We start from the raw sequence: 26,644 nt of genomic DNA, 5'->3' as shown, positions 1-26,644 counted from the left end.
ACCTCCAGACTGTTGGATAACCGTATGATTTCAAACGGAATTTCTAATGGTATCCATTAGAAATCTGCACTGGGAGGTTTGCACCACTTTTCTTTTGAAAATCCTAATGGACTATCTGGGTTGAAGATGTTGGAAGCCAGACCCAGCGGGTGCGTGAGAGCGACCTCGACCCTGCCAGCTACGACCCCGACACGGGCGAATTTATTGCAAGACCCAAAGTGCCAGCACGTCAACAAAAACAGGCGGCTGACGATTGGGTGAAATCCAAGCTGGCAGCGACAAGCCGTTGAGCAACCCCACAACGAAAGTTTCGTAATGAACACTCAAGCCCCACTTTTCACCCCAAGGCCAGACGGCGCATATGACATAAGCGCACCTGGCGTGCTGCTGATTCTTGCTGATCATCTTTATGGCGAAGACAATGATCACATATCGCAGGCCGGGTTCAATCTCATATCCGAAGCGCTAGCCAAACTGTTCAAGGCCGCAAGTGCAGGCGGATTCGTTCAAGGCGACATTCTCATGACCTTGCTTGTCCGTGGCGAAGTCTCGCAGCGCGTCAAGACCATGGCGGTGCAGGCGTGCGCAGCGGCTGGTGACAAGGCCATTACAGAGCTATTCACCACACTGCGCAGCAAGGTTAGGCGATAGTTGCCTGAAAATCAGGACACCCAGACCCGGCAATGACCGGGTTTTTCATGCGTGCTGTAGTTTCGTAACAGTGACATAATCAATTAACGTAACAGTTACGAGAATAGGACATTGGCATGGATAGCACCCCAAAGCGACCCGGTCGACCACCAAAGCAGGGCGCTGCAAAGACCCCAGCAATGCGCCAGCGGGCTTACCGTGAGCGGCTGGTGCAGTCGGCCATGCTCAAGCCCAAAGACGCAACCACGGCGGCGCTGCTGGCCAACATCAAACACCACTGCAACAGCATCGACACCGACCCAGATCATGCTGACATTGCCCGGCGGCTGGCAGCACCCGTGATTCGGGAATTGTGTGAGCGTTACAAAATCCAATTAACGTAACAGTGACGATAAATCATGGCCACACAAAAACGCACCACGCGACTGTTATCTGGCAGTGCCACACACACCCGCACCGAACGCGATTACATGGCGGTGTTACTGGACGAAGTGGATACCGACACCTGGCGCGAGGTGATCAAAGCCACGGTGCAGGAAGCCAAGGGCGGCAACGCTCAGGCGCGAGCCTGGCTGGGGCAGTATCTGATCGGGCAACCCGGCAACAGAGCACCCACGGCGGTGAATGTGATCGTGGGGCAGTTGCAGGGTAAGGACAAAGTGCTGGACACGCTGGTGCAGGACACCTACATGCAAGCCACTTTCCCTGACACGAACGCGGCGGACAAGGCCAGTATCCGGGCGCAATTGGCCACTGAATTGCATGAAAAGTTGCAACAGGCAGACGCTACATAATAAATAGCTGCTTGCGCATATAAAACAAGCTCTAGAGGCTTATTTGGCTTGTAACTTTCAACAGGTACTTAACAAACTTGCCTGATGATTTAGGCGCATAGAAAAGGGTTGGCCATGACAAAACGCAGCACCAACAACCTTCACCGTCTGGACGTGCGCACCATCCAAGGCAAGGGTTTGCTGAACCCCGGCGCATCATTCACCTGGCAGTGGACACGGCGCGGCGCTACGGTGGCAAGCATCGGCATCAACGTGGACACCACCAACGCGGTGACGCTGTATTACCGCACCCGGCATCATGGCGGCGACTGGCAAGATAAGCGTTATCAAGTGGCGATTGACTGGACACCCTGCAACTATGGCGGCAAAAGACCGTGGTGGCTGTGTCCGTGCTGTGGGCGGCGTGTTGCGGTACTGTGGGGCGATAGCACCTATGCGTGCAGGCATTGCCAACATATCAACTACGAATCGACCCGCACCACCACATCAAGCAAGCCGTTCGAGAGGGCAAACAAACTGCGCAGGCGGCTTGGCTGGGTGGCTGGCATTGCACACCCGCCGGGTGACAAGCCCAAGGGAATGCACCAACAGACCTATTGGCGCTGGTTGACGGTTTACGACCGCCTGGCCAATCAAGCTATTGGCGCGTCAAGTGCTTCACTGGACAAGATGATGGGGCGGCTGCTGAAAATCAACCGGGAGGCAGACAAGTACGACTAGGCCGGGGTAATTCACTGACCGCACCAAATAGAAACCCAGACCGAACCCAGCCATATCCCGCTGGGTTTTTTTATGCCCGCCATTTTCATGACTGTTACGAAACTCCATGGCCGTGCAAGACCGCGCTGATCTGGAGGCGCTGCACACCTTCGCAACTTTTTCATGACGGGTTATCATCAGGTCAACTCATACCGATTCACGGTGTCGCATAAATGAGACGGATTGAAAAATGACGGTACTTTTGACGGTACTTATTTTTTGATTAATTTTTTTATTCAATCAAATCAACAACTTGAAAGCTCAACGCGGTTCCGGTCTCGGCACCATTAAGTAGTTTCAGACAGTCTCAAACCATAGCAAAACCCGCTTCTCTCATAGGGAAAGTGGGTTTTTTGTTGTCTCAGGTGTTTTCGATCGACTCGTGACATGTCAACAAAAACACGGTCTTTTGAATTGAGGTTTGGTCAAAAAATCAGTCAAATTTAGCCGGTTGGCGTTTGAAATTCCGTTTTGATGCAGGTTAAGAAAGGTTTAAGCCGCGGTTTGGATACTTCATGCCATCCCAACCACTTGCACCAAGGAAACACATCATGAAAAAACATCTCTTGCTGGCTTTGTTAGCCTCTTCTTTTGCCGCACTGGCCACATTACCAACCCAAGCCATGGCTGACGATGACGGTGGTCGCAATGGTGGGCGTTACTACCAAGGCAGCAACAACGAGGGTGGCAACAACGAATGGCGCAACAACGGCGGTGAGCGTGGTAACCGTGGTAACCGCGGTGGCGAAAGTCACGGCAACCGCAATGGCAACGGTGGCGACAAAGATGGTGGCTGGGGCAACGGCAACCAAGGGGACAACAACGCCAACAACAGCGCACCAGCCAACCCCAATGGCAAACGCTGGTGGCAACAGTAACCCCTCAGGCTTTTTTACCAATCTTCTTTGACGGCCAGCACTGCGTTTTGACTGGCCGCAGTCCGGGCGGCTACCCAAGCGGTCAGTGTGCCGGCCAGCACCACCGCCACACACAAGCCGCCCAGGTGCAGCCAGGGCAGCATCAGGTCCATCGTCCAATGAAAGCTTTGCGGGTTGACCACATGCACCAGCACTGCCGACACCACCAGCCCCAAGCCCAGCCCGGCCAGTGCGCCCAGCACGGTCCAGGCGGCGCCTTCTAGCGCCACAACGGTCAGAATTTGCCGGCGCGTCAGCCCCAAGTGCGCCAACAGCCCAAACTCTTTGCGCCGCGCCAACACCTGGGCGCTGAAGCTTGCCGCAATGCCAAACAATCCAATGCCAATGGCCACTGCCTGCAGCCAGTAGGTGACGGCAAAACTGCGGTCAAAAATCCGCAGCGAAGTGGCTCGAATCTGCCCCGGCGTGCCAAAGTCCATCAAGTCTGCCGCGGCCATGCCCTGAGCTTGGCTCAAACTGCGCAGCGCTTGTTGCACCTGGGCAGCATCCGGTGGCGCGGCCAGCCACAGCGCCAGGTCGTTGGCGCGTTCGTCGCCGGTGAGCTGCACAAACACCGCACGGTCAATGGCGATGGCACCGCTTTGGCGCGCATAGTCACGCCACACACCAGCTACAAAAAATGGAGCTGCCTGTGCTTTTGAATCAAGGGCTAGAGGCCTAAATGCCTTAGAGAGTGGGGCAAACGTCTGACCCAGGCTTGCGCCATGCAGGTCGCGCACCGCTTCACTGACGTAAATGCCAATGTGCCCAGCTGGCACCGCCAAAGCCGTACCCACCAAGGGCAAATTTTGCGCGGGGTTGGGCAGCTCGCGCGCAATCAGCGCCACCGGTGGCAGCTGGGGGTCAAGCTGCAGCGCCACCTGGCGCTGCGCCTGCAACTGCGCCACACCCGGCAGTCGGGCTGCTGCCTGAATGAAGTCGGGGCTGAAATACACCGTGTCGGCCGCGCTCAAGCTGGCGGCGCTGCGCACATACAAATCAGCGGGCAACACCTGGTCAAGCCACTGCGTGACCGAGGTTCTGAAGCTGGCCACCATCACCGTGAGCGCCACCGCCAAGCTCAACGAGGCCACCACACCACTGACCGCCACTGCTGCGGTTTCGCGCTGATGGCGGGCACGCGCTACGGCTAGCAGCGGCAAAGTGTGCCCAGCCACCCAGGGTGTCAGCCGCGCCAGCAACAAGCCAATCAGCCAAGGCAGCGCCGTGATGCCGCCCACCAGCAGCAAAGCAACCGATACGTAAGCCGCCACAGGTATGCCAAAAATGGCTGGCGCGCTTGTCAACATTGCGCCAGCAGCTATTAAAAACAGACTCATTTGGTAGGCTGATGGTGATTCATTCAAGTCGCCCAGCCCCTTCAATGTGTGTGCGGGTGGCAGGTGTTGTGCGGCGCGCGCTGGCCACCAGCCACCCACCAACGCTGCGGCCACGCCTAACGCGCCGTACAGCGCAGCCGCCCCGGTACTGAACTGCAGCTTAGGCGCTGCACCGGCAAAAAAACCACCCCCCAAATCGCCGCCCAAAAGCTGTAACGCCAGCGCCGCCAACCCCAAGCCCAGCGCCAAGCCGCACGCACTGCCGAGCACGCCCAGCGCCAAAGACTCCCACAGCACCAGCGTCAAGCGTTCGCGCCCACTCAAGCCCAGCACGCCCAGCAAGGCAAACTGCTGCGCCCGTTTGGCCACGCTCAAAGACAGCACCGAAAACACCAAAAACGCCCCGGTAAACAGCGCAATCAGCGCCAGCACCGTCAGGTTGACGCGGTAGGCGCGCGATAAGTTGTCAATTTGCGACTGCGCATCACCCGGCAACGCCACGCTCACTTGCTCTGGCCAGTTGGGCAGACTGCGCAAGGTGCGGATGAACGCATCCCGATCCACCCCAGGTTGCAGTCGCACATCAATGCGGCTTAACAGCCCTTGCTTGCCAAACAGCTCTTGCGCAGCGCCAATGTCCATCACCGCCAGCGCTCGCCCGCTGCTGCGCACCTGGCCGGCCACCTTGGCCGTGACCTGTGAGGTGCCGCTTTGCAATTGCAAAGGCACAGGATCAGCTGCCGGGCTAGTGCCCGATGTGGCCGCAGTCGCAGTGGTTAGCAGCGCCTGGGCAGTGGCATTCAAAAACACCAGACCAGGAGCAAACAGCACATCGCGCGCGGGCTGGCTCTGGCCGGGTGGGGTGTCTGGCAGCGGCATCAGGTCGGGCGCTACCCGGGCCACTACCAGAGCGTCTACCCCCAGCACTTGCAAACTTCGCTTGCCACTGGGCGTGAGGGCATAAGTCACCACTTCCAGCACGGGCGAGGCCACGGCTACATCCGCCATGCGTGCCACTTGGCCAAACAACGCCTCGTCAAACTGGCCTTGTACGCCACGCAACTCCAGGTCTGGCTGACCACCCACTGAGCGGGCAGCTTGCGAGAACTCATCGAGCGCACTGGCATTGATCAAATGCACTGAAAACGCCAGCGCCACGCCTAGCATCACTGCCACCACGGCAGCAGCATTGCGCCACGGGTGCTGTTTGAGCTCTTGCCACGAGAAGGTTTTGAGCAGGTCAAGCATCGGGTAGGCGCGTGTCAACATCGGCGGGTACAGATGTTCAGCGCGCATATTCAATCCTGGTAGCCCACTTCCCTTTGGTGTCGGACGGCCAGAATGGTCACCGAATCACCTTCATGACGGTACAAGGTGACATAGCCACTGTGGCCAAAGTCAATCAGCCATTCGCGAAACTCTGGCGCCATGTTTTCTGCTGGCCGACCAATGCCAGGTTGCAGCGCGAGAACCTTGACACCTTCCCTGATGGCCTTCACTGCTTTGCCAGCCGCATGCGCATTTTGGCCGACCAGAAAACGATACAGGCGCTGCACATCCAGCAACGCAGGTGGCGCCCAGATCAGATGTGACATTCAGGCGGCTCAGCATCTTGTCCAGCTTCGAGCTTGCCCAGCCAGGCATCGGCTTCTTCGCCGGTGACGTGCAAGCCGTTCTCTTGATAGGCGTTCCATGCCTTGATGCCGTCCTGGCGGTAGGCCTCACGCTTTTCTTCACGAGCTACATATTGGCTGATGGCTTCACGCATGACCCAGTGCGATGTACGTTTGCGCGCGTCGGCCAGGCGCTGCACCCGTTCTCGGGTGTCCTGGTCGATCTTGATGGTCATGGGGCGGGTGGTGGCGGCGGTCATGCTGAACTCCTGTGGGATGACTTGGTATTACCTTATCACACAACACGAATCTGGGTGAGCGAGAAGAAGTGATCTATCAAAGCTCAACGCGGTATTCCCGCGTCACTTCAGCCACCTGCACGGTGTACGACTCGTACCAGCGTTCGCGTCCGAGCTGCTGCGCCAACACATGTTCGGAATGTGCTTTCCAGGCGCGGATGTGGCCCTCAGACGGCCAGTAAGACAGGGCAATTTCGTCCTGTCCTTCGGTGACGGCAGTGAATTCAAGACAGCCGAATTGCCCCAGCGCCAGTTCGCGCATGCGGGCAGCCACTTGGGCGTATTCGTTGTCGGTTTGGCGAACCTTGGCGCGAAAAATGACGACGAACATGGTTGTTCCTTGAAAGTTACTTCTGTATCTTCAGCCGCGCATCCATCCAGCCACGCAAGCTGTTGACAAACGCCAGCGCCTGCACGTGCGGCAAGTCGTCCACATGCACAACGGCCTCCACTAGGCGGCCTTCTTTCAAAAACACCTCGCGCCCAATGCCGTCCAGCAGTCCACAGTGCAGCGGCGGCGTGACCCAGCGGCCGTCCAGCAGCAGGGCAATGTTGCCGCGGGTGCATTCGGTCAGCTCGCCTGCAGCGTTGTAGAGCAGGGTGTCAAACACGGCGGGGTCAGTCGGGGTGAAGGCATCGTAGTGGCTTCGGCGGGTGGTTTTGAAGCGTGTGAACTCACTTTGGGATGATTCAAAATATGTAGCTGCTAGCTCAATAATAACGGGCTCTAGAGGCTGATTTAATATAAATTTCTCGGCACGTGGCTGGTCATTTGCCCCCAGCAGCAGGCGCACGCGCCAGGCGCTGGGATAGGCGTTTGCGTAGGTGTTTGCATTTGTGTTGGTGTTGGTGGCTGGTTCTTGGTTGTCCTGTAGGGGCGACTTAAGTCGGCCTGGGTCACTGTAGTCACACCCACGACCAGCCAATCCAGCCTCGGTCGTCACCTCTGCTGCCAGAGTGTCCAGCGTCTGCCGCACACGAGCTTCCTCAAATACATAGCCAAAATGCCTTGCAGCCCTTGATAAACGTGCAAGATGAGCTATCAAATTAACATAAACGCCGTTTTCCAGCCGCAGCGTTTCCAGCAGGTCAAAGGGCTCGCTGGCGCGCTCTAGAAAGCCGCGTTTGTGCTGCCATTCTTGCCATTCAGCGTCTGCCGTGGCGTCAAACGTGATGCCACTGCCAATGCCGCAGGTGGACAGGTTACCGCGCAAAGTGACGGTGCGAATTGCCACGTTGAAGGTGGCGTGGCCACCTGGGCGCACCACGCCGATGGCGCCGCAGTACACGCCGCGGGCTTGCGGCTCCAGTGTTTTGATGGCACGCATGGCCTGGACTTTGGGCGCACCGGTGATGGAGCCACACGGAAACAGCGCGCCAAACACCTCGCTCAAGCGCGTGCCAGGCCGGGTGCGGGCGGTCACGTCTGACACCATTTGAAACACTGTGGGCAAGGTTTGTACCGTGAACAAGGCGGGTGTTTGCACTGAAAACGGATCGGCGATGCGCGACACGTCGTTGCGCAGCAGGTCGACGATCATCACGTTTTCAGCGCGTTCCTTGGGGGATGCCAGCAGCGCTTTGACCAGGGATTTGTCTTCTGTGGCCGTGTTACCGCGTGGCGCGGTGCCTTTCATGGGGCGCGTCAGGAGCTGGCCACTGGCGCCTGTCAGGCCGGGCTTCCAGTCAAAAAACAGCTCGGGTGAGACCGATAGCAGTTGCTCAAAGCCGGTGTCGATGAAAGCCGCATAACCGTCGGGCTGGGCGCGTTGCAGGCGTTTGAAAAGCGCCACCGGTTCACCAGTGAGCGTGCCATGCAAGGCGGCGGTGTAGTTGACCTGGTAAAACTCACCTGCTGCAATCGATTCATGGATGTAGGACATGCGGACGTCAAAGTCAGCGCGGCTCAGCGTGCTGTGCCACGTTAGGGGCGTGGGGTCAGGCACACACGCCTGTGCAGCAGGGACGGCTACCAGAGTGTGGTTGCCAGCTTTCAGGGCTGCGCCATCAGCGTCAGACAAGCTTTGAGAGGCGTCATCCGGCCAAGGCAGGGCTTGGGCATAGACGCTAAACCAGGCCAGCGGGCCGTCTGCGTCATGCACGGCAAAAGCGGCATCAAAGGCTGGCGCGGCTTCATAACGCATGTAGCCGACGCACCAAAAGCCCTGTTGGCTGAACGCCTCTACTTGGTCCAGCAGTGGTTTGACCTGATCTGGCGTGTGTGCCACCAGCGTGTGCAGAGGCGCATCAAAGGCGCAGCGCAGCTGGTCGTGACCACCGTGTGGGTCGCAAAAATCAATCAGAACTTGCATGAAACGGCTTCAAGCTGGCGTGGCGTGGCGTGGCTGGTGTTTGGCACATCAGCATCGGGCGAGTCTGCGCTGGTGTGGTGTGTTATCAGCCCGGTGGCGGTCAGCGTCAGCACCCGGTCGGCGCGCTGGGCAGCGGCGGCTGAGTGGGTCACCAGCATCATGGCTGCACCACTCAGGCGCGTTTGGTTGATCAGCGCGTCCATCACGCGCTCGGCAGTGCGCGGATCCAGGTTGCCAGTGGGCTCGTCGGCCAGCAGCAGTTGCGGGGCGTGGATGAGGGCGCGGGCAATCGCCACGCGCTGCAACTGGCCACCGCTGAGTTGCTGCGGCAGACGCTCGCCCAAGCCATCCAGCCCCACAGCCGCCAGCATGGCTTGCACGCGGGCATTGTCTTGGCGACCCAGCAGCATCAGCGGTAAAGCCACGTTTTGCGCCACGCTGAGGTGCGGCAACACATGAAACGCCTGAAACACAAAGCCAGTTTTAGCGCGGCGCAGGTGCGCCAGCTGCGCGTCGTTCAAAGTGCTCAGGTCTTGGCCGTCCAGCAGCACGCTGCCTGTTTGCCAGGTGTCAAGTCCGGCCATGCAGTTGAGCAGGGTGGACTTGCCCACGCCCGACTCGCCAATGATGGCGACAAATTCACCGGGCGCTACCTTCAGCGACACGTTACTGAACACCGGCACGTCGCCGTAGTGTTTAGACAGGTTTTGGAGAATCAAGCTCATGGCCATGTGGAAAGGATGTGGCGAGAAACAACTTCCCCAATTTGCTGCGGCGGATTTGGGCGTGCTGCGTCGTTGCAAGTCGCTTGTTTGGCTCGCCAAACCGCGCGTCGTGCGCCTAGCCGCACGACCAACTCCTTGCAGCAAACCGGGGTGTTATTCCTTGCCACATTCTAAGTGGCTGACTACGATCAAGTTGATCCATGGTTTAAAAATACTTGTGAAGTTGGGGCAATTAACGCAGAAAACCGAGTGTGAACACTTGTGGGCGTAGCTTGTCGCTCAGAAGCTGGTAGGCCGCCTCGAACTGGCCAAAGTTGACGGGTGGGGTGTCTGCACTGGCATTGCGCGCGGCCAGTGCATTGCGCACTTGGTACCAGCCCACGTCAGGCCGATTCAACTTGTATTGGTCACGCACGGTGCGCACGTCGGTGTAGGCAAAGTAGCTTTGCCACAATTTTCTGCCAGCGTCGAGCACAGCTTGTGCTTCTATTGACAGGGTTTTGTTGGCCAGGTACTGCACCATGAAGTCAGACTCAAACCGGTCTGGCGCACCCACTTCGGATTCGGTAAATGGAATGAAGTGGTTGACGATAGACCATGTTGTGCCGTTCCATTCAAGACCATTGGCGCTAGCGGTGAGGTTTTTGCCATGAAACAGCATCCAGATCAAACAATCCGTCTGAAATTTGGCTGACAGCGTTTGAGTGGGTTGTAAAAACTGGTCGTTGTGGTTCACCCATGTGTGTTTCACCAACAGTCGCACCGCAAACACCATGGCGACTTGCCACAAATTCTCAGGCACAACGTAAAAACCGTTACCACCGCTATTGACGGATGAAAAAAGTGCAGTTTGCTGACCCGAATTTTGCAAGTCATTGCTGTTGCAATACAAATAGCCCAAGGCACCACAGACCCAAGTTGAAACTTTTGCATGGCCGGTTTGGGGTTGAACAGCATTTTTCAATGGCACATTGATGCTATTTGTCGCGAGTCTTACCAGCCATGAATTCAGGTGCATCTGTTTTGGCAGATTGACAATCGATTTTTCACCCATTGGCTGCGCTTTTCTGTCTATCACCTCGGCACTGATGCTGTGCAGTGGCAATCGCCTGGAGGTCTTTTTGTTGCGAGTTTCCCAGACCAAAAAACCGATGGGAAAGTCCCCATTCAAGCCATCAAATGCTTTGCTGTGCACCATAAAACCGCCCAGATACTTCGCGTTCCAGACATTCCTGAATTTTTCAAAATTTGGCGCGTTGATGTATTTCAATGTGCTGAACATGGCCAGCGTGGCCTGTGGCAACTCATTGGCTATGCGTGCCATAAATTGCACAAACAACTCGCGTGCAGCGTAGCCGTAGTCGGCGTTGTTCATCAAGGCGCTCATGTGGGTGTTGGCTACGTCAGTTTTGCCCGCATTGCCCTGCGAGTTGGCGGCCTCAGCATACGGCGGGTTGATCAGCACCAAAATCTTTTGACCTTCGGCAATGGCTTGACGCAGTCCAGCAGGCAGTTTGTTGCTCAGGCTGTAATCAATCTGGCCGTCTTCGGTGATGTCGTCGTTCAAGAAATCGTACTGAAAACGATGCGCCGCCACACAGGTTTTGGTGGCTTTCATCACGTCCACGTCAGCTTGATCTAGCGTGCTCATGTAAATATTGCGCGGATTGCTGTGTTTGACCTCCAGGTTACCGACACCGCAGCACATATCCCACACGATGTAGTCTTTTTGCCAGTTCTTGCCCAGTGTCTCAGTCAGTTTGTCATAGGCTTTGTCCACCACGTGCAGTGGCGTGTAATACGCGCCTTTGAAGCTGCGCTCATCCAGCGGTATCAGGCTGTCACGGCGTTCCAGCAAGTAGTCGCGGTATTCAGATTGGGGAGGCCGGTGGTAGATGACCCAAAACTGGCGGTAGCCTTCCTTGTTGCCAAGTTCAAAAATTTTGCCGCCCAAGCTGAACACCGGGGCGCCATTTTTGTGCAGCAGCTCAGCAGGTAGGTTGGCGTGGGTAGAAACAGTGCCGTCGTGCATCACATCGGCAAAAAACAGCAAGGCGTAGTCATCTTCTGGCACACCCAAAATTTCTCGCCCAATCATCGTGACCCATTTGTCAAACACCTGCTTCAGGTTGTCGGGCGTGATCTGGGTGCGGATGATGTCGCCACTGGCAATGGCAGCTTTGACGGTGCTGATGAATTCGTCTTCATGCGTGGCGATGCGAAACGACACAAAGTGTGTGCCAATGTGGGCAGATATTTCGTCCAGTGCTTCTTGGGTGTATTGGCTGGCAGATTTACCCCATTTGACGGTTTTCTTGGCCAGAAACGGCAACACGTCGGCGCTTTTCATGAGCGCGGCTTTTTCGGTGTCGATCACCGCCAGCAAGGGTGGCACGGCTTCACCCTGGTTGAGCGCCACCTGCACGTAATGCAGCAGCTGGGTGAACATGGCGTAGCTGGAATAGCGGCCGGTGTCTTTGGCTTCAAACCAGATTTCGTCAGTTTGGATGTCGATCAGGCCTTTGGTGTAACCCTTGAGTCCCAGGGCTTTGATGTAAGCGTCTTTGACGTCTTCTTCGCTTTTGACTTGTTGTAGTAGGCTGTAGAGGCTCATGCTTATCCGATGGCAATGATGTCGTTGAGTGACTCGCGCGCGGCTTCAAACAAAGGCGCTGGCACTTGTTTCCAGGGGTGTGGCCGCGCGCTGCGTTTGCGCCAATCAAATGACTTGGGTTGGTGCGTTAGCACATAGCACACCTCGCCGTCGGCGGCGGTGAATTTGACGGCAAAAGGGTTGGTCTCGTTGGATGCGGCGTGTGTCATGGGCAGGCCGATCACGATGCCCGTGCGGTCATTGAAAGCCCTGGGCGACAGCACCAGCATGGGGTGTTCGTTTTTCATCTCGGAGCCGACTTGCGGATTGAAATCAATCCAAATCATGTCGCGCCGGTCGGGTATCCAGAGTTTGGCGGTAGGCATCAAAACACCTCGTGGCCAACAAGTCCGGTAGCCATGGCTTCGCCGCCGTGAAGGGCTGGGTCAAAGGCATTGAGCTTTTGCGTCAGGGTGAGCTTGGGCGCACCGACCAGACGCAACAGAATGCCGCCTTCAACCACTTCCACCCGGATGGGGGAACCCTGCGCCAGGTGTGCCGCTTTGGCCACGGGCGCGGTGATGCGCACGGCCAACCCATTTCCCCAAACTTGCACGGTTTGCTCGGTACAGATGAAGGCTGACATGGTGATTGCTTTCAAAATGTTGATACGTGTTTATACAACAATTGACCACACCGATCCAAAGCTGTTGTGACGCTCAGTGCTGAGCCAGCCACGGGTTGATGACGGTCAAGCCTGCGGCTTCAAAGGGCGATGTGTCACGCGTAGCCACCATGAAACCATGCGCCTTGGCGGTGGCGGCAATGTAGCCGTCTGCTGCTGCAATGGCAAACCCGTTGGCGCGCGCCTGGGCGCGAAGTTGTGCATAGGTTTGTGATGCGGCTGCGTCAAAAGGCAAAATCCGATCTGCAAACAGCGGCAAAACGCGCTGCTCAAGTTGGGTGTGCAGCGTGTTCCGGCGTTTGCCAGGCGGCAGAGCCGCAATGCCAAAGCGCAATTCAGCCAAGCTGATGGCTGACAGAAACAGGGTGTCAATGGCTTGTGCGTCCAGCCAATGCAGCACACCCACATCGCCTGAGACCTTCAAGGGCTCAGAGATCACGTTGGTGTCGATCAAAATCATTCAAAACTCATCGGTTCTGCGGCAGTTTTATCGCGCGCAATTTCAAGGTCAACGCCGCCCGCCAGTTGGCCGATTTCTGCCAGCAAGGAGCCCAGTTTGATGCGTTCCTTGGGGCGGGCAACGCTTTCCAGAATGGCGCGAACCTCAGCCTCGGTGCTGCGGCCAGCCAGCGCCGCACGCGCTCGCAAAGCGCGGTGCGTCTCATCGGGCAAGTTGCGAATGGTCAAGGATGACATGGGTGCTCCTTCGATCAAGAGGTTTTCAATGATGGCATTCTAAGAAATGTGCAATCACTTGGCTATGCAATGTCTTTGACAAAAGCCGCCACCCGCTCCAGCACCTGCGCCAGCGCATCGGGCGCATCGCAGGCCACCACCTGACGCTCGGGCGTGCTGCGCAGCCAGGTGATTTGGCGCTTGGCCAGCTGGCGGGTGGCGGCTATGCCGGTGTCACGCAGTTCTGCCCACAGCAGGGTGTTGGACCGGGGGGGCACGCCAGCTCCGGCAGCTGGCAGGCGCTGCGCGGCCAGCGCGTCCAGGTAGTCCCAGGCTTGGCGGTAGCCCACGCAGCGCATGGCGGGCAAGTCCGGGTGCAGGTCGCCGCGTGCACGCAGAGCTTTGACCTCGTCCAAAAAACCGCTGGCCAGCATGGCATCAAAGCGCTGGGCAATGCGTTGGTGCAGCCAGGCGCGGTCTTGCGGCTCTAACGAGATCAGCAGACTGTCTGAATTTTTTAAGCCTTTTAGGCCTGTAGCGCTTATGGATAAAGCGTTAGCAGCTATTGAATACGTAGCGACTGAGGCGTTTTCCGAACCGGTTGAAAGATTTACATCAAATGGGCCTGTAGCACCCGTGGATATTGCTTGAGTAGCTCTGTTTTTTATAGTTTGAAAGGCTGATAGCGGTTGCCCGGTGGCACGGTACACCTCCAGCGCGCGGGAGATGCGTTGGGAATCTGCCGGTGCCAGGCGTGCCGCAGTGATGGGGTCCACCTGCGCCAACTCGGCGTGTAAGGCCGGCCAGCCGACAAGCTCGGCTTGGCGCTGCAACTCGGCGCGAATGGCCGGGTTGGCGTGGGGCATGTCGTCCAGCCCCTCTGTCAGCGCTTTCAGGTACAGCATGGTGCCGCCCACCAGCAGCGGCAGCTTGCCGCGCGCGGTGATGTCAAGCATCAAACGCCGCGCATCAACCGCAAATTCGGCCGCGCTGTAGGCCTGCAGGGGGTCGCGGATGTTGATCAGGTGGTGCGGCACGGCAGCCAGCTCGGCGGCCGTGGGTTTGGCCGTGCCAATGTCCATGCCGCGGTAAACCAAGGCTGAGTCGACGCTGATCACCTCCACCGGCCAGCGCGCGGCAATGGCCAGCGCCGCAGCAGTTTTGCCCGAGGCGGTGGGCCCCACAATGGCCACGTGGCAGGGCAGGGCAGGGCGGGCGGGTGTCAGCGGCTGAACGGGGTGGGGCGCTGTGGGTGATGTCATCGCAATGTCTGTGATTTGGGGCTGAAACAGCTAAAAAAATGTACCGCCATGGCTTTGGCCGCCCTCATGCGCTGGGCTCACCATGTTTTTGCACAAGCGTCCAGGCTGCCAGCGCAATCAGCGCGCTCCAAAACCACACCCCCAGCGTGAGCGGACGCACCGAGCCGTCCATGTGCCCGCCCAGCCAGCTGCCCATGGCAAAGGCGGCCAGCATCATCAAAAAACCATTCATGGCCGAGGCCGCACCGGCAGCTTGCGGAAACGGCCCCACTGCACCGCTTTGTCCGCAGGGTTGGTGAATGCCGTGTCCCACGGCAAACAGCAGTTGCGCGGGCATGATGGCCCACACGCTTTGCACGCCCCACAGGCTGGGCAGCGCCATCAGCGTGCCGCCGCTCAACGACAGCACCCCCGCCCATTTCAGGCTGCGGCGCACACCCCAGCGTGCCAGCCAGTGGCGGCACACAAAAGTGCCGGCGATGTAGGCCAGTGAGTTCAGCGCCATCAGCGCGCCATACTGGGTTTTGCTCAAGCCCAGCACGTTCATGAAAACAAACGACGAGGCAGCCAAAAAGGTGAACAAGCCCGCGTATGACGCTGCCGACAAGGCTGAAAACGCCAAAAACGTGGGGTGGCGCAAGATCAGCCTCCAGGTGGCCAGCAGCGTGCGCAGCTGCAAAGCGTTGGTGTTTTTGTGGGGAATGGTTTCCTCAAAGCGCCACACCACCATGGCCAGCGTGGCCGCGCCAAACAGCGCCAGCGGCAGCAAGGCGGCGCGCCAGTTGAAGGCCTCTGTCACCAGCCCACCCAGCGGTGCACTGAGCAGCGCAATCACCCCCAGCCCGCTCAACGCTTTGCTCATCACCCGCGCACCCAACGTGGGGGCGTACAGATCGCGCACCATGGCGCGGGCGCACATCACCGCCGCACCCATGGCCGCGCCTTGCACGGCCCGCCACGCAATCAGCGCCGCCATGCTGCCCGCCTGCGTGCAAGCCAATGCCGCCAGCACATAAGCGGCCAAGCCCATCAATAGCACCGGCTTGCGACCCCAGCGGTCAGACAGCGGCCCCCACACCAGTTGCGACACGCCAAACGCCAGCAGCAGCGCCGTCAGGGTCAACTGCGCCTGGGGCATGGGCGCATCAAAACTCTGGGTCAGCACCGGCAAGGCGGGCAAATACAGGTCTGTGGTGACGGGCTGCAAGCCCAGCAGCAGCGACAACAGCAGCACAGTCACTGCAGGGCTCATGGGGCGGTTCATCAAGGGGTGAATGGCGTGCTTAACATGCTATTAGCGTAGCAGATTGGCCACTGAACCAAGGCCTGTGCGCACAGAGGGGCGTAAGTTTGACCTAAGGCAACGCATCTCAGAATCAAGGGTTTTAAATATCACATGTCTAAAGTCTTTTCTCTGTCACACCGTCTTATGAAGGCGGAGAACTAATCACCCTGAAATGAGGTTGTTGAATTGAATTTAAGTTGGAAAAATGTTCAGCCTTATGTGGCCGCATGGTTGGCTGCTGCGCTGGCCGTGCTGGCGGTGTTGACGCTCACGCGGTACCAGACCACCGAGGACTGGCAGCTGAACGAGAAAAACACCCGGGTCGAGCTGGCCAACCTGTCGCGCCTGACGCAAGAGCACGCCAGCCGCACCCTGCACGCGGCCGACCAGGCCTTGCAGTTGATTCGCCTGCTGTACCTGCGCGATGGGGAAAAACTTGATTTGGGGCTGCTGGCGCGCCAAGGCGCGATTGACCTGAGTGTGCTGCATCAGGTCGGCATCATGGATGCCCAGGGCATTTACCGGCTGAGCAATTTGCCCCACACACCGCCGGTGAACCTGGCAGACCGTGAGCATTTTCGGGTGCATGTGGGCAGCACCCAAGACCGGCTGTTCATCTCCAAGCCCGTGCTGGGGCGGGTGTCAGGCAAGTGGACGGTGCAGCTCACCCGTGCCATGTACCAGCCCAATGGCAGCTTCGCTGGTGTGGCGGTGGTGTCGTTGGATGCAGATTATTTCAACCGCTTTTACGCCAGCCTGAACCTGGGCGCGCAGGGTGCGGCCAGTTTGGTGGGGCTTGACGGCGTGGTGCGTGCCCGGCGCAGCACATTGGCGCAGGGTTTGGGCGCCACGTTGACCCAGTCGCCTGCGCTGGCGCTGCTGGCGCGCGGTCAAAAGGAAGGTTTTTATGAGAACACCTCGGCCATTGATGGCATCATGCGCTTGCACCACTTTCGCCAGCTCAACGACTTGCCCTTTTATGTGACCGTGGCCTATGGCACGGACGACTACCAAAGCGCAACAGCCGCCGAGCAGCACACCCGCTGGGTGCTTGCTGGTGGCTTGTGTGTGCCGCTGGTGCTGCTGGCGGCGCTGTTCAACTGGCACCGCTGGCGCGAGCAGCGCCAGGTGCAGGCACTGCAGGCCAGCCATGCGCAAATGGACTTGGCGCTGCAAGGCGGCGGGCTCGGGCTTTGGCGTTGGGATTTGGCGCAAGGCATGTTTGAGGCAGACGCACGGCTGCATGCCATCTTGGGCTTCCAGCCCGGTGAGCTGGAGGCTAACAACGCCCATTTCATGCGCCACCTGCACCCGGACGATGTGCACACCCTGCGCCAGCAGCTGCCAGCGGTGCTGAAGGGGCAAACCCGTCAATTGGTGTTGGACCACCGACTCAAACACAAAGACGGTCATTGGGTCTGGCTGATGGCGCGTGGCCAGGTGGTGCAGCGCAATGCCCAGGGGCGCGCCACCTTGATGGTGGGCACCGATGTAGACCGCACCCAGCAAAAGCTTGAAGACGCCGCCCGTGACGTGGCTGCGGTGGCCTTTGAGTCCAGCGCGGCCATGATGGTCAGTGATGTCAATCAGGTCATCTTGCGCGTCAACCAAGCGTTTGTGTTGTTGACGGGCTACAGCGTGGCCGAGTCGGTGGGGCGCCCCAGCCAGCTGCTGAAATCTGGCCGCCATGGCAAGCCTTTTTACGCAGCCTTGTGGCAGAGCATGGCGCAAACCGGCCACTGGGAAGGCGAAATCTGGAACCGGCGCAAAGATGGCGAGGTGTTTTTAGACTGGCTCTCCATCACCGTGGTCAAAAATGCCCAAGGCCAAACCACCCACTATGTGGCCGTGCACAGCGACATCACCCTGCGCAAGCGCACCGAAGAAGAGGTGCGCCAACTGGCCTTTTTTGACCCCTTGACCCAGCTGCCCAACCGCCGCTTGCTGCATGACCGGCTGCAGCAGCTGTGTGCTGCGCACGCCCGCAACAACCAGCAGGCCGCGGTGCTGTTCATTGACCTGGATCATTTCAAACAACTCAATGACACCCATGGCCACGACCAGGGCGACGAGCTGCTGATGGAGCTGGCGCAGCGCTTGCTGGCCTGCGTGCGAGAGGTTGACAGCGTGGCGCGCTTGGGTGGCGATGAATTTGTGGTGGCACTGGCGCAGTTGGGCGAAGACGCGGCGGTGGCGCAGGCCAGTGCGCTGGCGGTGGCGCAAAAAATACTGCTCACGGTGGCCAAGCCGTTCACCTTGTCACGGGTGGGCTGGGAGCTGTCGGCCAGCATTGGCGTGGCGATGGTGGCCAGCGTGCACTGTGAGCCCGAAGCGGTGCTGAAAAGCGCCGACGCCGCCATGTACCAAGCCAAAGCCGCTGGCCGCAACGCGGTGCGGCTGGCGGATCAGGCCAGTTGAGCCCCAGCCCAAGTCACGGCCCAAGTCACAGCTAAACCACCCCGTCAAACATCATCACATCGACCGCATCACCGGGGGTAACATGACCCTGAGCGTGGTGCAGCACGATCAAGCCGTTGGCTTGCACCATGGAGCTGAGCACGCCTGAGCCTTGGTTGCCGGTGGTTTTGACTTGCAACGAGCCGTCTGGCGCAGTGCTGACCACGCCGCGCTGGTATTCGGTGCGGCCCGGTTTTTTGCGAATGGGCTCCAAGCTTTGGGCTTTGAGCAGCGGCGGCGCGCTGGCGGTGGCGCCCATCATGCGCAGCAAGGCGGGGCGGACAAAGGCCAAAAACGTCACCATCACCGCCACCGGGTTGCCGGGCAGGCCAAACAAAATGGCATCGTGCGGGGTTGATTTAGTATGATTTTGAGAGCTACTTACGCTTGATTGATATGCGCTAGAGGCCAATTTGTCATATGAAATTCGACCCACGGCCATGGGCCGGCCAGGGCGCATGGCAATCTTCCAAAAGGCCACGTCACCGAGTTTTTTCATCATGGCCTTGGTGTAGTCGGCCTCGCCCACGCTGACCCCGCCGCTGGTGATGATGGCGTCAGCCTGCAACGCAGCCTGCACAAACGCCACCTCAAGTGCCTCAGGTGCATCGCGCACCACTCCCAGGTCAATCACCTCAACCCCCAAGCGGGTCAGCAGGCCAAACACGGTGTAGCGGTTGCTATCAAACACAGCGCCTTCGCGCGGTGGCTCGCCCAGGCTCAAAATTTCGTCGCCGGTGGAAAAGTAGGCCACTTTCAGTCGCCTCAGCACGGGCACAGTTTTAAGCCCCAAACTGGCCACTAGCCCAAGTGCAGCGGGCGTGAGCAGCTCTCCTTTGCGTAGCGCGGGTTGACCTTGCATGAGGTCTTCGCCCTTGAAGCGGCGGTTGTCACCCAGGCTGAGCACATTGGCTGGCACGGTGATGCCTTGGGCTTGGACGCTGACAAGTTCTTGCGGTGCCACGGTGTTCAAGCCCGCGGGCATGATGGCGCCGGTCATGATCTTGACGCATTCACCCTGCGCCACGCTGCCGGCCCAGGCCTTGCCCGCCAGCGCGGTGCCAACCACTTTGAGCGTCAAAGTCTCATCAGGCTTGAGCTGAGCGCCATCAAAAGCGTAGCCGTCCATGGCCGAGTTGTCGTGCGGCGGCACGCTGACTGGGCTGATGACATCGCTGGCCAGCACGCGACCCAGTGCGGCAAAAATGGCTGTGTCTTCAACGTCGGTGACAGGCTCGACCAGTTTGGCCAGAAAACTGCCCACCATGTCCGCGCTCAAGGCTTGGGGGTCGTAGCCGGCCAGTTCGCTGGCAATTTGCTCCAGGGTTTTCATGCGGCGTGGCTTTCCAGGTGTTGCAACTCTGCCAAGGTGTTGGCGTTGAAAAAGGCTTGGGGGTTGTCGCCGGGCGCATCAAAGGGCACCACCGCGGTTTTGTGCAGCGCCGTCCAGGCGTCAATTTTGCGGCCACCGTCTTGGGTGAAGCGCACCAGGCTTTCCAGCAACGCCACGCGCAGCAGGCAAAACACCGGCTGGGTGCGCAGCTGCATGTGGCCGTCTTTGCCGGCCTCTGGGGCGGCGGCCATGGCAATGTCGGCATCTTGTGCTGCCAGCGCGGCGGCCAGGCGCTGCGCCAAATCCAGCGGCAGCAGCGGCGTGTCGCACGGCACGATGAGCAGGTAGGGGGTTTCGCAATGCTCCAGCCCGCTCAAAAAACCAGACAAGGGCCCGGCGTAATCGGCCTGCGCATCCGGCCAAACCGACACCCCAAACGACTCGTAAGCGGCCAGGTTGCGGTTGGCATTGAGCAAAATTTCACCCACGCCGCCACCCATTTGCAGGCGCGTCAAGGTGTGCAACGCCAGCGGCATGCCATTGAAGTTTTGCAGACCTTTGTCCACCCCGCCCATGCGGCTGCCGCGCCCGCCGGCCAGGATGATGGCGGTGATGTCGTTGGCTTGTATCAAATTGGCGTTCATGCGTGTTTGACCGTTTCAAAATAAGAAGAAGTGCAGGGGGCAAGCCCCCATCCCAGCCTTCCCCCAGAGGGGGAAGGAGCCAATGCCAGCCAGTATGCCAACCTGTTCCCAGTGCGGAAAAGCATTGGAGCCAGACCATTCCCAGTAGGGAAAGCGGTGAAGTCAGTTGGGCAGCAGGTGACGGGGGTTGGCTTTTCTCCCGCCCCCTTTGGGGGAGGGCAGGGGTGGGGGCTGGCTGTTTGGCTTTGCAGGATCAAGTTAGCCGCCTATATAACTCATCTCGACGCGCTTGACCGGGGCGCCCTGGTCGGCGGGCAGGGTGCTGCGCTGCTCGGAATAGTTGTCTGTGCGGCCTTGCCAGATGTGGGCTATGGCGCTTTGCACATCGGCCTCAGAGGCGCTGCCGCGCACCAGGCTGCGCAGGTCGTAACCTTTTTCTGCAAACAGGCACAGGTAGAGCTGGCCTTCGGTGGACAGGCGGGCGCGGTTGCAGCTGCCGCAAAAAGCTTGCGTGACACTGCTGATGACACCAATTTCACCCAAGGCTGGGTCGTGCTGACCATGGGCATTGGCGTAACCCCAGCGCTGCGCGGTTTCACCCGGCGCGCTGGGCTCAAGCGGCACCAGCGGCAGCTCGGACTGCAGCAGCGCAATCACCTCCGCAGAAGGCATCACCTCGTTCATGCGCCAGCCATTGGTGGCGCCCACGTCCATGTATTCAATGAAGCGCAGCACCATGCCAGAGCCTTTGAAGTGCCGCGCCATCGGCAAAATTTCTTGTGCATTGGTACCGCGTTTCACCACCATGTTGATCTTGATCGGCCCCAGGCCGACAGCGCGGGCGGCTTCAATGCCTGCCAGCACGTTGGCCACCGGAAAGTCCACGTCGTTCATGCTGCGGAACACCGCGTCATCCAGCCCATCCAGGCTCACCGTCACGCGCTTCAGGCCAGCGTCTTTCAGGCTTTGGGCTTTGCGCGCCAGCAGCGCGCCATTGGTGGTGAGGGTGATGTCCAGCGGTTTGCCCGCCGGGGTGCGCAGCGCGGCCAATTGTTCAATGAGTTGCTCCAGGTTTTTGCGCAGCAGCGGTTCGCCCCCGGTGAGGCGGATTTTTTCCACACCATGCGCCACAAACACATGCGCCAGGCGGGTGATTTCCTCAAACGTGAGCAGGTCGGTGTGCTTGAGGTAGGCGTAGTCTTTGTCAAAAATCTCTTTCGGCATGCAGTAATTGCACCTGAAGTTGCAACGGTCGGTGACGCTGATGCGCAGGTCGCGCAAGGCGCGGCCTCGGAGGTCTGCAATCAGGCCATTGGCGGCCAGCCGCGTGTCTGCATGGAATGCCGCAGCGGGCACGGCCAAGCCGCTGGGGCGCAAGTCCATCAGGGGAATCACGCGATGGGTGTCTCGATTGGTCATTAGAGTTATGCAGGTGTTTGCCTAAGTGCAGATTGATTTTGGCATGAATGAAAAAACCCGCCGAAGCGGGTTTGATCAGGACTTGAACCAGGTCAAGCGCCGTGAATTTTCATCATCACCGGCACGATCAGCAGGGCCACGATGTTGATGATCTTGATCAGCGGGTTGATGGCCGGGCCGGCGGTGTCTTTGTAGGGGTCGCCCACGGTGTCACCGGTCACGGCGGCTTTGTGCGCTTCAGAGCCTTTGCCGCCAAAGTTGCCGTCTTCAATGTACTTCTTGGCGTTGTCCCAGGCGCCGCCGCCGGTGCACATGGAGATGGCCACAAACAAGCCGGTCACGATGGTGCCCATCAGCAAACCGCCCAAGGCGGCCGGGCCCAGCAGCAGCCCCACCAGAATCGGCACGACCACGGGCAACAAGGACGGAATCATCATCTCCTTGATGGCCGCTGTGGTCAGCATGTCCACGGCGGTGTCGTATTCCGGCTTGCCGGTGCCTTCCATGATGCCTTTGATGTCGCGGAACTGGCGGCGCACTTCCACCACCACCGCACCGGCGGCGCGGCCCACGGCCTCCATCGCCATGGCACCAAACAGGTAGGGAATCAGGCCACCAATGAACAGGCCAATGATGACCATCGGGTTGCTCAAATCGAACGTGATGTGCGTGCCATAAGCATCCAGCTTGTGGGTGTAGTCGGCAAACAGCACCAGCGCAGCCAGACCGGCAGAACCAATGGCATAGCCCTTGGTGACCGCCTTGGTGGTGTTGCCCACCGCGTCCAGTGGGTCGGTGATGTCGCGCACGCTTTTTGGCATTTCGCTCATTTCGGCAATGCCGCCGGCGTTGTCGGTGATGGGGCCGTAAGCGTCCAGTGCCACCACAATACCGGCCATGCTGAGCATGGCCGTGGCGGCAATGGCAATGCCGTATAAGCCCGCCAACGCATAAGCGGTGTAGATGGCGATGCACACAAACATCACCGGCCAGGCGGTGGAGCGCATCGACACACCCAAGCCCGCAATGATGTTGGTGCCGTGGCCGGTGGTGGAGGCTTGTGCGATGTGCTTCACCGGCGGGTATTGCGTGCCGGTGTAGTACTCGGTGATGACCACCAGGCCAGCGGTCAGAATCAAGCCAACAGCGCAAGAGAAAAACAGCTTCATCTGGCTGCCGCTGGCAGCAATGGCATTGTCAGGAATCAGCCATTGGGTCACGAAGAAAAACGCAATCAGCGACAAGACACCGGCCACGGCCAAGCCCTTGTACAGCGCGGGCATCACGTTTTTCATGCCCGGTGTGGCCTTGACAAAGAAGCAGCCGATGATGGATGCCACGATCGACACCGCACCGAGTGCCAGCGGATAGACCACTGCGCTCATGCCCGCACCGGTGATCAGCAAGGCTCCCAGCACCATGGTGGCGATCAGCGTGACGGCATAGGTCTCAAACAAGTCAGCGGCCATGCCAGCGCAATCGCCCACGTTGTCGCCCACGTTGTCGGCAATCACCGCCGGGTTGCGTGGGTCGTCTTCGGGAATGCCGGCTTCGACCTTGCCGACCAGGTCAGCGCCCACGTCCGCACCTTTGGTGAAAATGCCGCCGCCCAAACGGGCAAAGATCGAGATCAAGGACGAGCCGAAGGCGAAACCGATCAACGGGTTAAGCAAATGCGCCAGGTTTTTGTCAGGCGTCAGGTTGCCATTACCGATCAGGAACCAGAAGAAACCGGTGACACCCAGCAGCCCCAGACCCACCACCAACATGCCGGTGATGGCACCACCGCGAAAGGCCACGTCAAGCGCCGGGCCAATGCCTTTGGTGGCGGCCTGCGCCGTGCGCACGTTGGCGCGCACCGACACATTCATGCCAATGAAGCCGCAAGCGCCTGAGAGCACCGCACCCACCACAAAACCCACCGCACTCAAGCCATCAAGAAAGATGCCAATGAGTATGGCCAGCACCACGCCGACCATGGCAATGGTTTTGTATTGCCGCGCCAGATAAGCGGCCGCACCGGTTTGAATGGCGGCCGCAATCTCTTGCATTCGGGCGTTGCCCGCGTCTTGGGAAAGAATCCAGCTACGCGCCCAAAAGCCGTAGCCGACGGCGATCAAGCCGCAGATAAGCGCCAAGATCAGCGCTGAGTTGCCAGTCATAAAAAATCTCCTGTCTGTTGTTTCGCGAGGTGGTGGTGCAACGCATTGGGCACTACCGCTGCGTTGCTTCCTCGCTGCCTGACCCGTTGCGGGGCATGACAAAAGCGATTGGCCAACGACTGAACTGTAGCGCTGAAATGTGACAATTTGCAGGCTAGCAAGTGGCAAGTAAGTAAAATCAGGGTTAATCCCACCCGTTCCTGATTTAACTCAAATTCCAACTCCAAACCAAGGCGACACACCATGTCCTTAGATAACGTTACCCCCGGTAAGAAATGTCCTGAAGAATTCAATGTGATCATCGAAATCCCGATGAACGCCGACCCTGTCAAGTACGAAGTCGACCACGAGACCCATGCCATTTTTGTGGACCGTTTCATGAGCACGGCCATGCATTACCCCACCAACTACGGCTATGTGCCGCGCACCATCAGCGGTGACGGCGACCCGGTGGATGTGCTGGTGGTGACCCCGGTGCCGTTGATTCCGGGCGTGGTGGTGACTTGCCGCGCCATTGGCATGATGCGCATGGAAGACGAAGCGGGCATTGACAACAAACTGCTGGCCGTGCCGGTCACCAAGATTTTGTCGCTCTATGACCGCTGGCAAAAGCCGGAAGATTTGAGCCCGGTGCGCCTGAAAACCATCGCCCACTTCTTTGAGCACTACAAAGACCTAGAAGCCAACAAGTGGGTCAAGGTGATGGGCTGGGAAGGCCCAGAGGCTGCCAAGAAAGAGATCATGGATGGCATTGCCAACTACAACGCTGCTGAGAATAAATAACACTGTTTTTGTGCTCTAGAGCTCATAGATAGTGCTTAAGCAGCTATTTATAATATAGCGCCTGCCAGTGTTCGCATTGGCAGGCGTTTTCTTTTCTAAAGAAGGTTGTCATGAAACTTTTGCGCTATGGCCCCATGGGGCATGAAAAACCGGGTGTGTTAGACCCAGAAGGCTGCGTGCGTGACCTCAGTGGCGTGGTGCCAGACATTGCGGGTGCCGTGCTGTTGCCTGAGAGTTTGAACCGGCTCAAGCAGCTCAATTTGAACGATTTACCCCGCGTGCCAGGGGTGGCGCAGCAAGACTTGCGCCTGGGCGCCTGCGTGGGGCAGGTGGGCAAGTGTATTTGCATTGGGCTGAATTATGCTGACCATGCTGCCGAGTCCGGTCTGTCAGTGCCGCCCGAGCCGGTGGTGTTTGGCAAGTGGACAAGCGCTTTGTGTGGGCCAGATGATGCCGTGCAGATTCCGCGTGATTCGCTCAAAACTGACTTGGAGGTCGAACTGGCCGTGGTCATTGGCCAAGGCGGGCGCTACATTGCCCAGGCGGATGCCATGCGCCATGTGGCGGGTTACTGTGTGATGAACGATGTGTCTGAACGCGACTTTCAGCTCAACCGCAGTGGCACCTGGGACAAAGGCAAAGGCCATGATTCATTTGGTCCGCTGGGGCCGTGGCTGGTGACCGCCGATGAGGTGCCCAACCCGCAAGATTTGGCCTTGTGGCTGGAGCTAGATGGCCAGCGCATGCAAAGCGGCCACACCTCCACCATGGTCTACCAAGTGCCGTTTTTGATCAGTTACTTGAGTCAGTTCATGAGCCTGCAACCGGGCGATGTGATCTCTACCGGCACACCGCCGGGCGTGGGCATGGGGCACAAGCCACCGGTGTACCTGCGTGCGGGGCAAACCATGCGCCTGGGTGTGCAAGGGCTGGGGGTGCAAACCCAAACCACGGTGCAGGCTTGAGCGGGTGGTGCTCGGCTGGCTGCGGCGAAAGCCCGCCCGGCCCACGTTTCCCCTGGATAATGGTTTGCATGGGGAGATGCGGTGTTTCTCCTGCGTTTATTCACGGTTTTTTATGACACTCAACATTTGTATCGCTCAACTCAATCTGGTGGTGGGGGACTTGGCTGGCAACGCCCAAAAAATCATCACTGCGGCCACCAGTGCCTACCATGATGGCGCGCGCTTGGTGCTGACGCCAGAGTTGTCGATCTGCGGCTACGCCGCGGAAGACTTGTTTTTGCGGGCAGCGTTCATTGCTGCGTGTGATGCGGCGGTGGCTGATGTGGCCAAAGCGTTGGCAGGCTTCAACGACCTGTGTGTGGTGGTGGGGCACCCGACGGGCGGCGATGTGCGTACCCGCTCGGTGGCGGTGCCTGGCCGCTTCAACAGCGCCAGTGTGCTGCGCGAGGGTAAGGTGATTGCCCGCTACGACAAGCGTGAGCTGCCTAACTACCAAGTGTTCGATGAGCGGCGCTATTTCAGCCCCGGGCAAGGTGTGTGCGTGTTTGAAGCCGGTGCGTCGGGTGTGCGCGTCAAGGTGGGCGTGCTGATTTGCGAAGATGCCTGGTTTGAAGCCCCTGCGCGTGATGCCGCACAAGCCGGTGCGCAGCTGCTGGCGGTCATCAATGCCTCACCTTTTCATGTGGGTAAAGGGCTTGAGCGCGAGCAAATGATGCGTGAGCGGGTGCTGGCCTGCGGCTTGCCGCTGGTTTATGCACACCTGGTGGGCGGGCAAGACGAGGTGGTGTTTGAAGGGCGTTCATTTGCCTTGAATGCCGATGGCACGGTTGCGGCGCGTGCCCCCGGTTTTATAGAAAATCAGCTTCTAGTGCACGTTAATCAAGCGCAAGATGCTATGTTTTTGAGTGCAAACATTGTGCCTGAGCAGACTGCAGATGCCGATTTGTGGCACGCGCTGGTGCTGGGGGTGC

At 58.9% G+C, this 26,644-nt stretch carries 26 protein-coding genes; 9 read left to right on the top strand and 17 right to left on the bottom strand.

Annotated features, from left to right (window positions below; genetic code table 11):
- Window positions 1-315 precede the first annotated feature (315 nt).
- The 5 genes from PHT20_RS12930 (at window position 316) to PHT20_RS12910 (ending at window position 3,082) form a co-directional block, all read left to right on the top strand.
- A complete protein-coding gene (locus PHT20_RS12930; protein WP_301020848.1) occupies window positions 316-651 on the top strand; it encodes a hypothetical protein in 336 nt (111 codons plus the stop codon).
- A gap of 116 nt (window positions 652-767) precedes the next feature.
- Complete coding sequence (locus PHT20_RS12925) at window positions 768-1,034, top strand: hypothetical protein (RefSeq protein ID WP_301020847.1); 267 nt, start codon at window positions 768-770, stop codon at window positions 1,032-1,034.
- Between the two features lie 15 nt (window positions 1,035-1,049).
- Entirely contained in the window at window positions 1,050-1,445 is a 396-nt protein-coding gene (locus PHT20_RS12920; RefSeq protein WP_301020846.1) for a hypothetical protein, read from the top strand.
- Window positions 1,446-1,559: 114 nt separating this feature from the next.
- Window positions 1,560-2,165 carry a hypothetical protein gene (locus PHT20_RS12915; RefSeq protein ID WP_301020845.1) on the top strand — a complete coding sequence of 202 codons (606 nt, stop codon included), beginning with the start codon at window positions 1,560-1,562 and terminating at the stop codon, window positions 2,163-2,165.
- Window positions 2,166-2,755: 590 nt separating this feature from the next.
- The gene (locus PHT20_RS12910; protein WP_301020844.1) at window positions 2,756-3,082 is read left to right on the top strand and encodes a hypothetical protein; all 327 of its coding nucleotides are present in this window, start codon (window positions 2,756-2,758) and stop codon (window positions 3,080-3,082) included.
- A gap of 14 nt (window positions 3,083-3,096) precedes the next feature.
- Here the strand turns inward: PHT20_RS12910 and PHT20_RS12905 are convergent, their stop codons facing one another.
- From PHT20_RS12905 to PHT20_RS12845, 13 genes are all read right to left on the bottom strand, one after another.
- Window positions 3,097-5,709, bottom strand: a complete 2,613-nt coding sequence (locus tag PHT20_RS12905) for an ABC transporter permease (RefSeq protein WP_301020850.1) — start codon at window positions 5,707-5,709, stop codon at window positions 3,097-3,099.
- Window positions 5,710-5,759: 50 nt separating this feature from the next.
- Window positions 5,760-6,056 carry a type II toxin-antitoxin system RelE/ParE family toxin gene (locus tag PHT20_RS12900; protein WP_301020843.1) on the bottom strand — a complete coding sequence of 99 codons (297 nt, stop codon included), beginning with the start codon at window positions 6,054-6,056 and terminating at the stop codon, window positions 5,760-5,762.
- A complete protein-coding gene (locus PHT20_RS12895) occupies window positions 6,044-6,334 on the bottom strand; it encodes a CopG family ribbon-helix-helix protein (RefSeq protein ID WP_301020842.1) in 291 nt (96 codons plus the stop codon). The genes PHT20_RS12900 and PHT20_RS12895 overlap by 13 nt, the downstream gene beginning before the upstream one ends.
- 76 nt (window positions 6,335-6,410) lie before the next feature.
- Complete coding sequence (locus tag PHT20_RS12890; RefSeq protein ID WP_301020841.1) at window positions 6,411-6,704, bottom strand: antibiotic biosynthesis monooxygenase; 294 nt, start codon at window positions 6,702-6,704, stop codon at window positions 6,411-6,413.
- Between the two features lie 16 nt (window positions 6,705-6,720).
- On the bottom strand, window positions 6,721-8,685 hold the full coding sequence (pabB, locus tag PHT20_RS12885) for an aminodeoxychorismate synthase component I (protein ID WP_301020840.1): 1,965 nt from the start codon (window positions 8,683-8,685) through the stop codon (window positions 6,721-6,723).
- The gene (locus PHT20_RS12880; RefSeq protein ID WP_301020839.1) at window positions 8,673-9,410 is read right to left on the bottom strand and encodes an ABC transporter ATP-binding protein; all 738 of its coding nucleotides are present in this window, start codon (window positions 9,408-9,410) and stop codon (window positions 8,673-8,675) included. The genes pabB and PHT20_RS12880 overlap by 13 nt, the downstream gene beginning before the upstream one ends.
- A 232-nt stretch (window positions 9,411-9,642) precedes the next feature.
- Window positions 9,643-12,024, bottom strand: coding sequence for a hypothetical protein (locus PHT20_RS12875; RefSeq protein ID WP_301020838.1), 2,382 nt, complete (start codon window positions 12,022-12,024; stop codon window positions 9,643-9,645).
- Between the two features lie 2 nt (window positions 12,025-12,026).
- The gene (locus PHT20_RS12870) at window positions 12,027-12,389 is read right to left on the bottom strand and encodes a type II toxin-antitoxin system PemK/MazF family toxin (RefSeq protein ID WP_301020837.1); all 363 of its coding nucleotides are present in this window, start codon (window positions 12,387-12,389) and stop codon (window positions 12,027-12,029) included.
- The gene (locus PHT20_RS12865) at window positions 12,389-12,649 is read right to left on the bottom strand and encodes a PbsX family transcriptional regulator (RefSeq protein WP_301020836.1); all 261 of its coding nucleotides are present in this window, start codon (window positions 12,647-12,649) and stop codon (window positions 12,389-12,391) included. The genes PHT20_RS12870 and PHT20_RS12865 overlap by 1 nt, the downstream gene beginning before the upstream one ends.
- 73 nt (window positions 12,650-12,722) lie before the next feature.
- A complete protein-coding gene (locus tag PHT20_RS12860) occupies window positions 12,723-13,148 on the bottom strand; it encodes a type II toxin-antitoxin system VapC family toxin (RefSeq protein ID WP_300084584.1) in 426 nt (141 codons plus the stop codon).
- Complete coding sequence (locus PHT20_RS12855; RefSeq protein ID WP_301020835.1) at window positions 13,145-13,384, bottom strand: plasmid stability protein; 240 nt, start codon at window positions 13,382-13,384, stop codon at window positions 13,145-13,147. Before PHT20_RS12855 ends, PHT20_RS12860 begins: the two co-directional genes overlap by 4 nt.
- A gap of 62 nt (window positions 13,385-13,446) precedes the next feature.
- On the bottom strand, window positions 13,447-14,625 hold the full coding sequence (gene miaA, locus PHT20_RS12850) for a tRNA (adenosine(37)-N6)-dimethylallyltransferase MiaA (protein ID WP_301020834.1): 1,179 nt from the start codon (window positions 14,623-14,625) through the stop codon (window positions 13,447-13,449).
- Between the two features lie 64 nt (window positions 14,626-14,689).
- Window positions 14,690-15,877, bottom strand: coding sequence for a multidrug effflux MFS transporter (locus PHT20_RS12845; RefSeq protein WP_301020833.1), 1,188 nt, complete (start codon window positions 15,875-15,877; stop codon window positions 14,690-14,692).
- A gap of 219 nt (window positions 15,878-16,096) precedes the next feature.
- Here PHT20_RS12845 and PHT20_RS12840 point away from each other — a divergent pair, with 219 nt between their 5' ends.
- Window positions 16,097-18,328, top strand: coding sequence for a diguanylate cyclase (locus PHT20_RS12840; protein WP_301020832.1), 2,232 nt, complete (start codon window positions 16,097-16,099; stop codon window positions 18,326-18,328).
- A 31-nt stretch (window positions 18,329-18,359) separates the two neighbouring features.
- Here the strand turns inward: PHT20_RS12840 and glp are convergent, their stop codons facing one another.
- From glp to PHT20_RS12820, 4 genes are all read right to left on the bottom strand, one after another.
- Complete coding sequence (glp, locus tag PHT20_RS12835) at window positions 18,360-19,700, bottom strand: gephyrin-like molybdotransferase Glp (protein ID WP_301020831.1); 1,341 nt, start codon at window positions 19,698-19,700, stop codon at window positions 18,360-18,362.
- The gene (gene mobA / locus PHT20_RS12830) at window positions 19,697-20,332 is read right to left on the bottom strand and encodes a molybdenum cofactor guanylyltransferase MobA (protein ID WP_301020849.1); all 636 of its coding nucleotides are present in this window, start codon (window positions 20,330-20,332) and stop codon (window positions 19,697-19,699) included. The genes glp and mobA overlap by 4 nt, the downstream gene beginning before the upstream one ends.
- A gap of 270 nt (window positions 20,333-20,602) precedes the next feature.
- Window positions 20,603-21,763, bottom strand: a complete 1,161-nt coding sequence (gene moaA / locus PHT20_RS12825) for a GTP 3',8-cyclase MoaA (RefSeq protein ID WP_301020830.1) — start codon at window positions 21,761-21,763, stop codon at window positions 20,603-20,605.
- 92 nt (window positions 21,764-21,855) lie between these two features.
- Window positions 21,856-23,925 (bottom strand): sodium-translocating pyrophosphatase, encoded by a 2,070-nt coding sequence (locus PHT20_RS12820; protein ID WP_301020829.1) that lies wholly within the window; start codon window positions 23,923-23,925, stop codon window positions 21,856-21,858.
- Window positions 23,926-24,168: 243 nt separating this feature from the next.
- Here PHT20_RS12820 and ppa point away from each other — a divergent pair, with 243 nt between their 5' ends.
- From ppa to PHT20_RS12805, 3 genes are all read left to right on the top strand, one after another.
- The gene (ppa, locus tag PHT20_RS12815) at window positions 24,169-24,708 is read left to right on the top strand and encodes an inorganic diphosphatase (RefSeq protein WP_301020828.1); all 540 of its coding nucleotides are present in this window, start codon (window positions 24,169-24,171) and stop codon (window positions 24,706-24,708) included.
- 110 nt (window positions 24,709-24,818) lie between these two features.
- Window positions 24,819-25,673: a fumarylacetoacetate hydrolase family protein gene (locus tag PHT20_RS12810; RefSeq protein ID WP_301020827.1), complete on the top strand. Its 855-nt coding sequence runs from the start codon at window positions 24,819-24,821 to the stop codon at window positions 25,671-25,673.
- 112 nt (window positions 25,674-25,785) lie between these two features.
- Window positions 25,786-26,644, top strand: an 859-nt coding sequence (locus tag PHT20_RS12805; protein ID WP_301020826.1) for a nitrilase-related carbon-nitrogen hydrolase, incomplete at its 3' end; no start/stop codon positions are given.

Source organism: Rhodoferax sp., assembly GCF_028715765.1.
GTDB lineage: Bacteria > Pseudomonadota > Gammaproteobacteria > Burkholderiales > Burkholderiaceae_C > Rhodoferax.
This window is presented reverse-complemented; position numbering and strand designations above follow the sequence as displayed.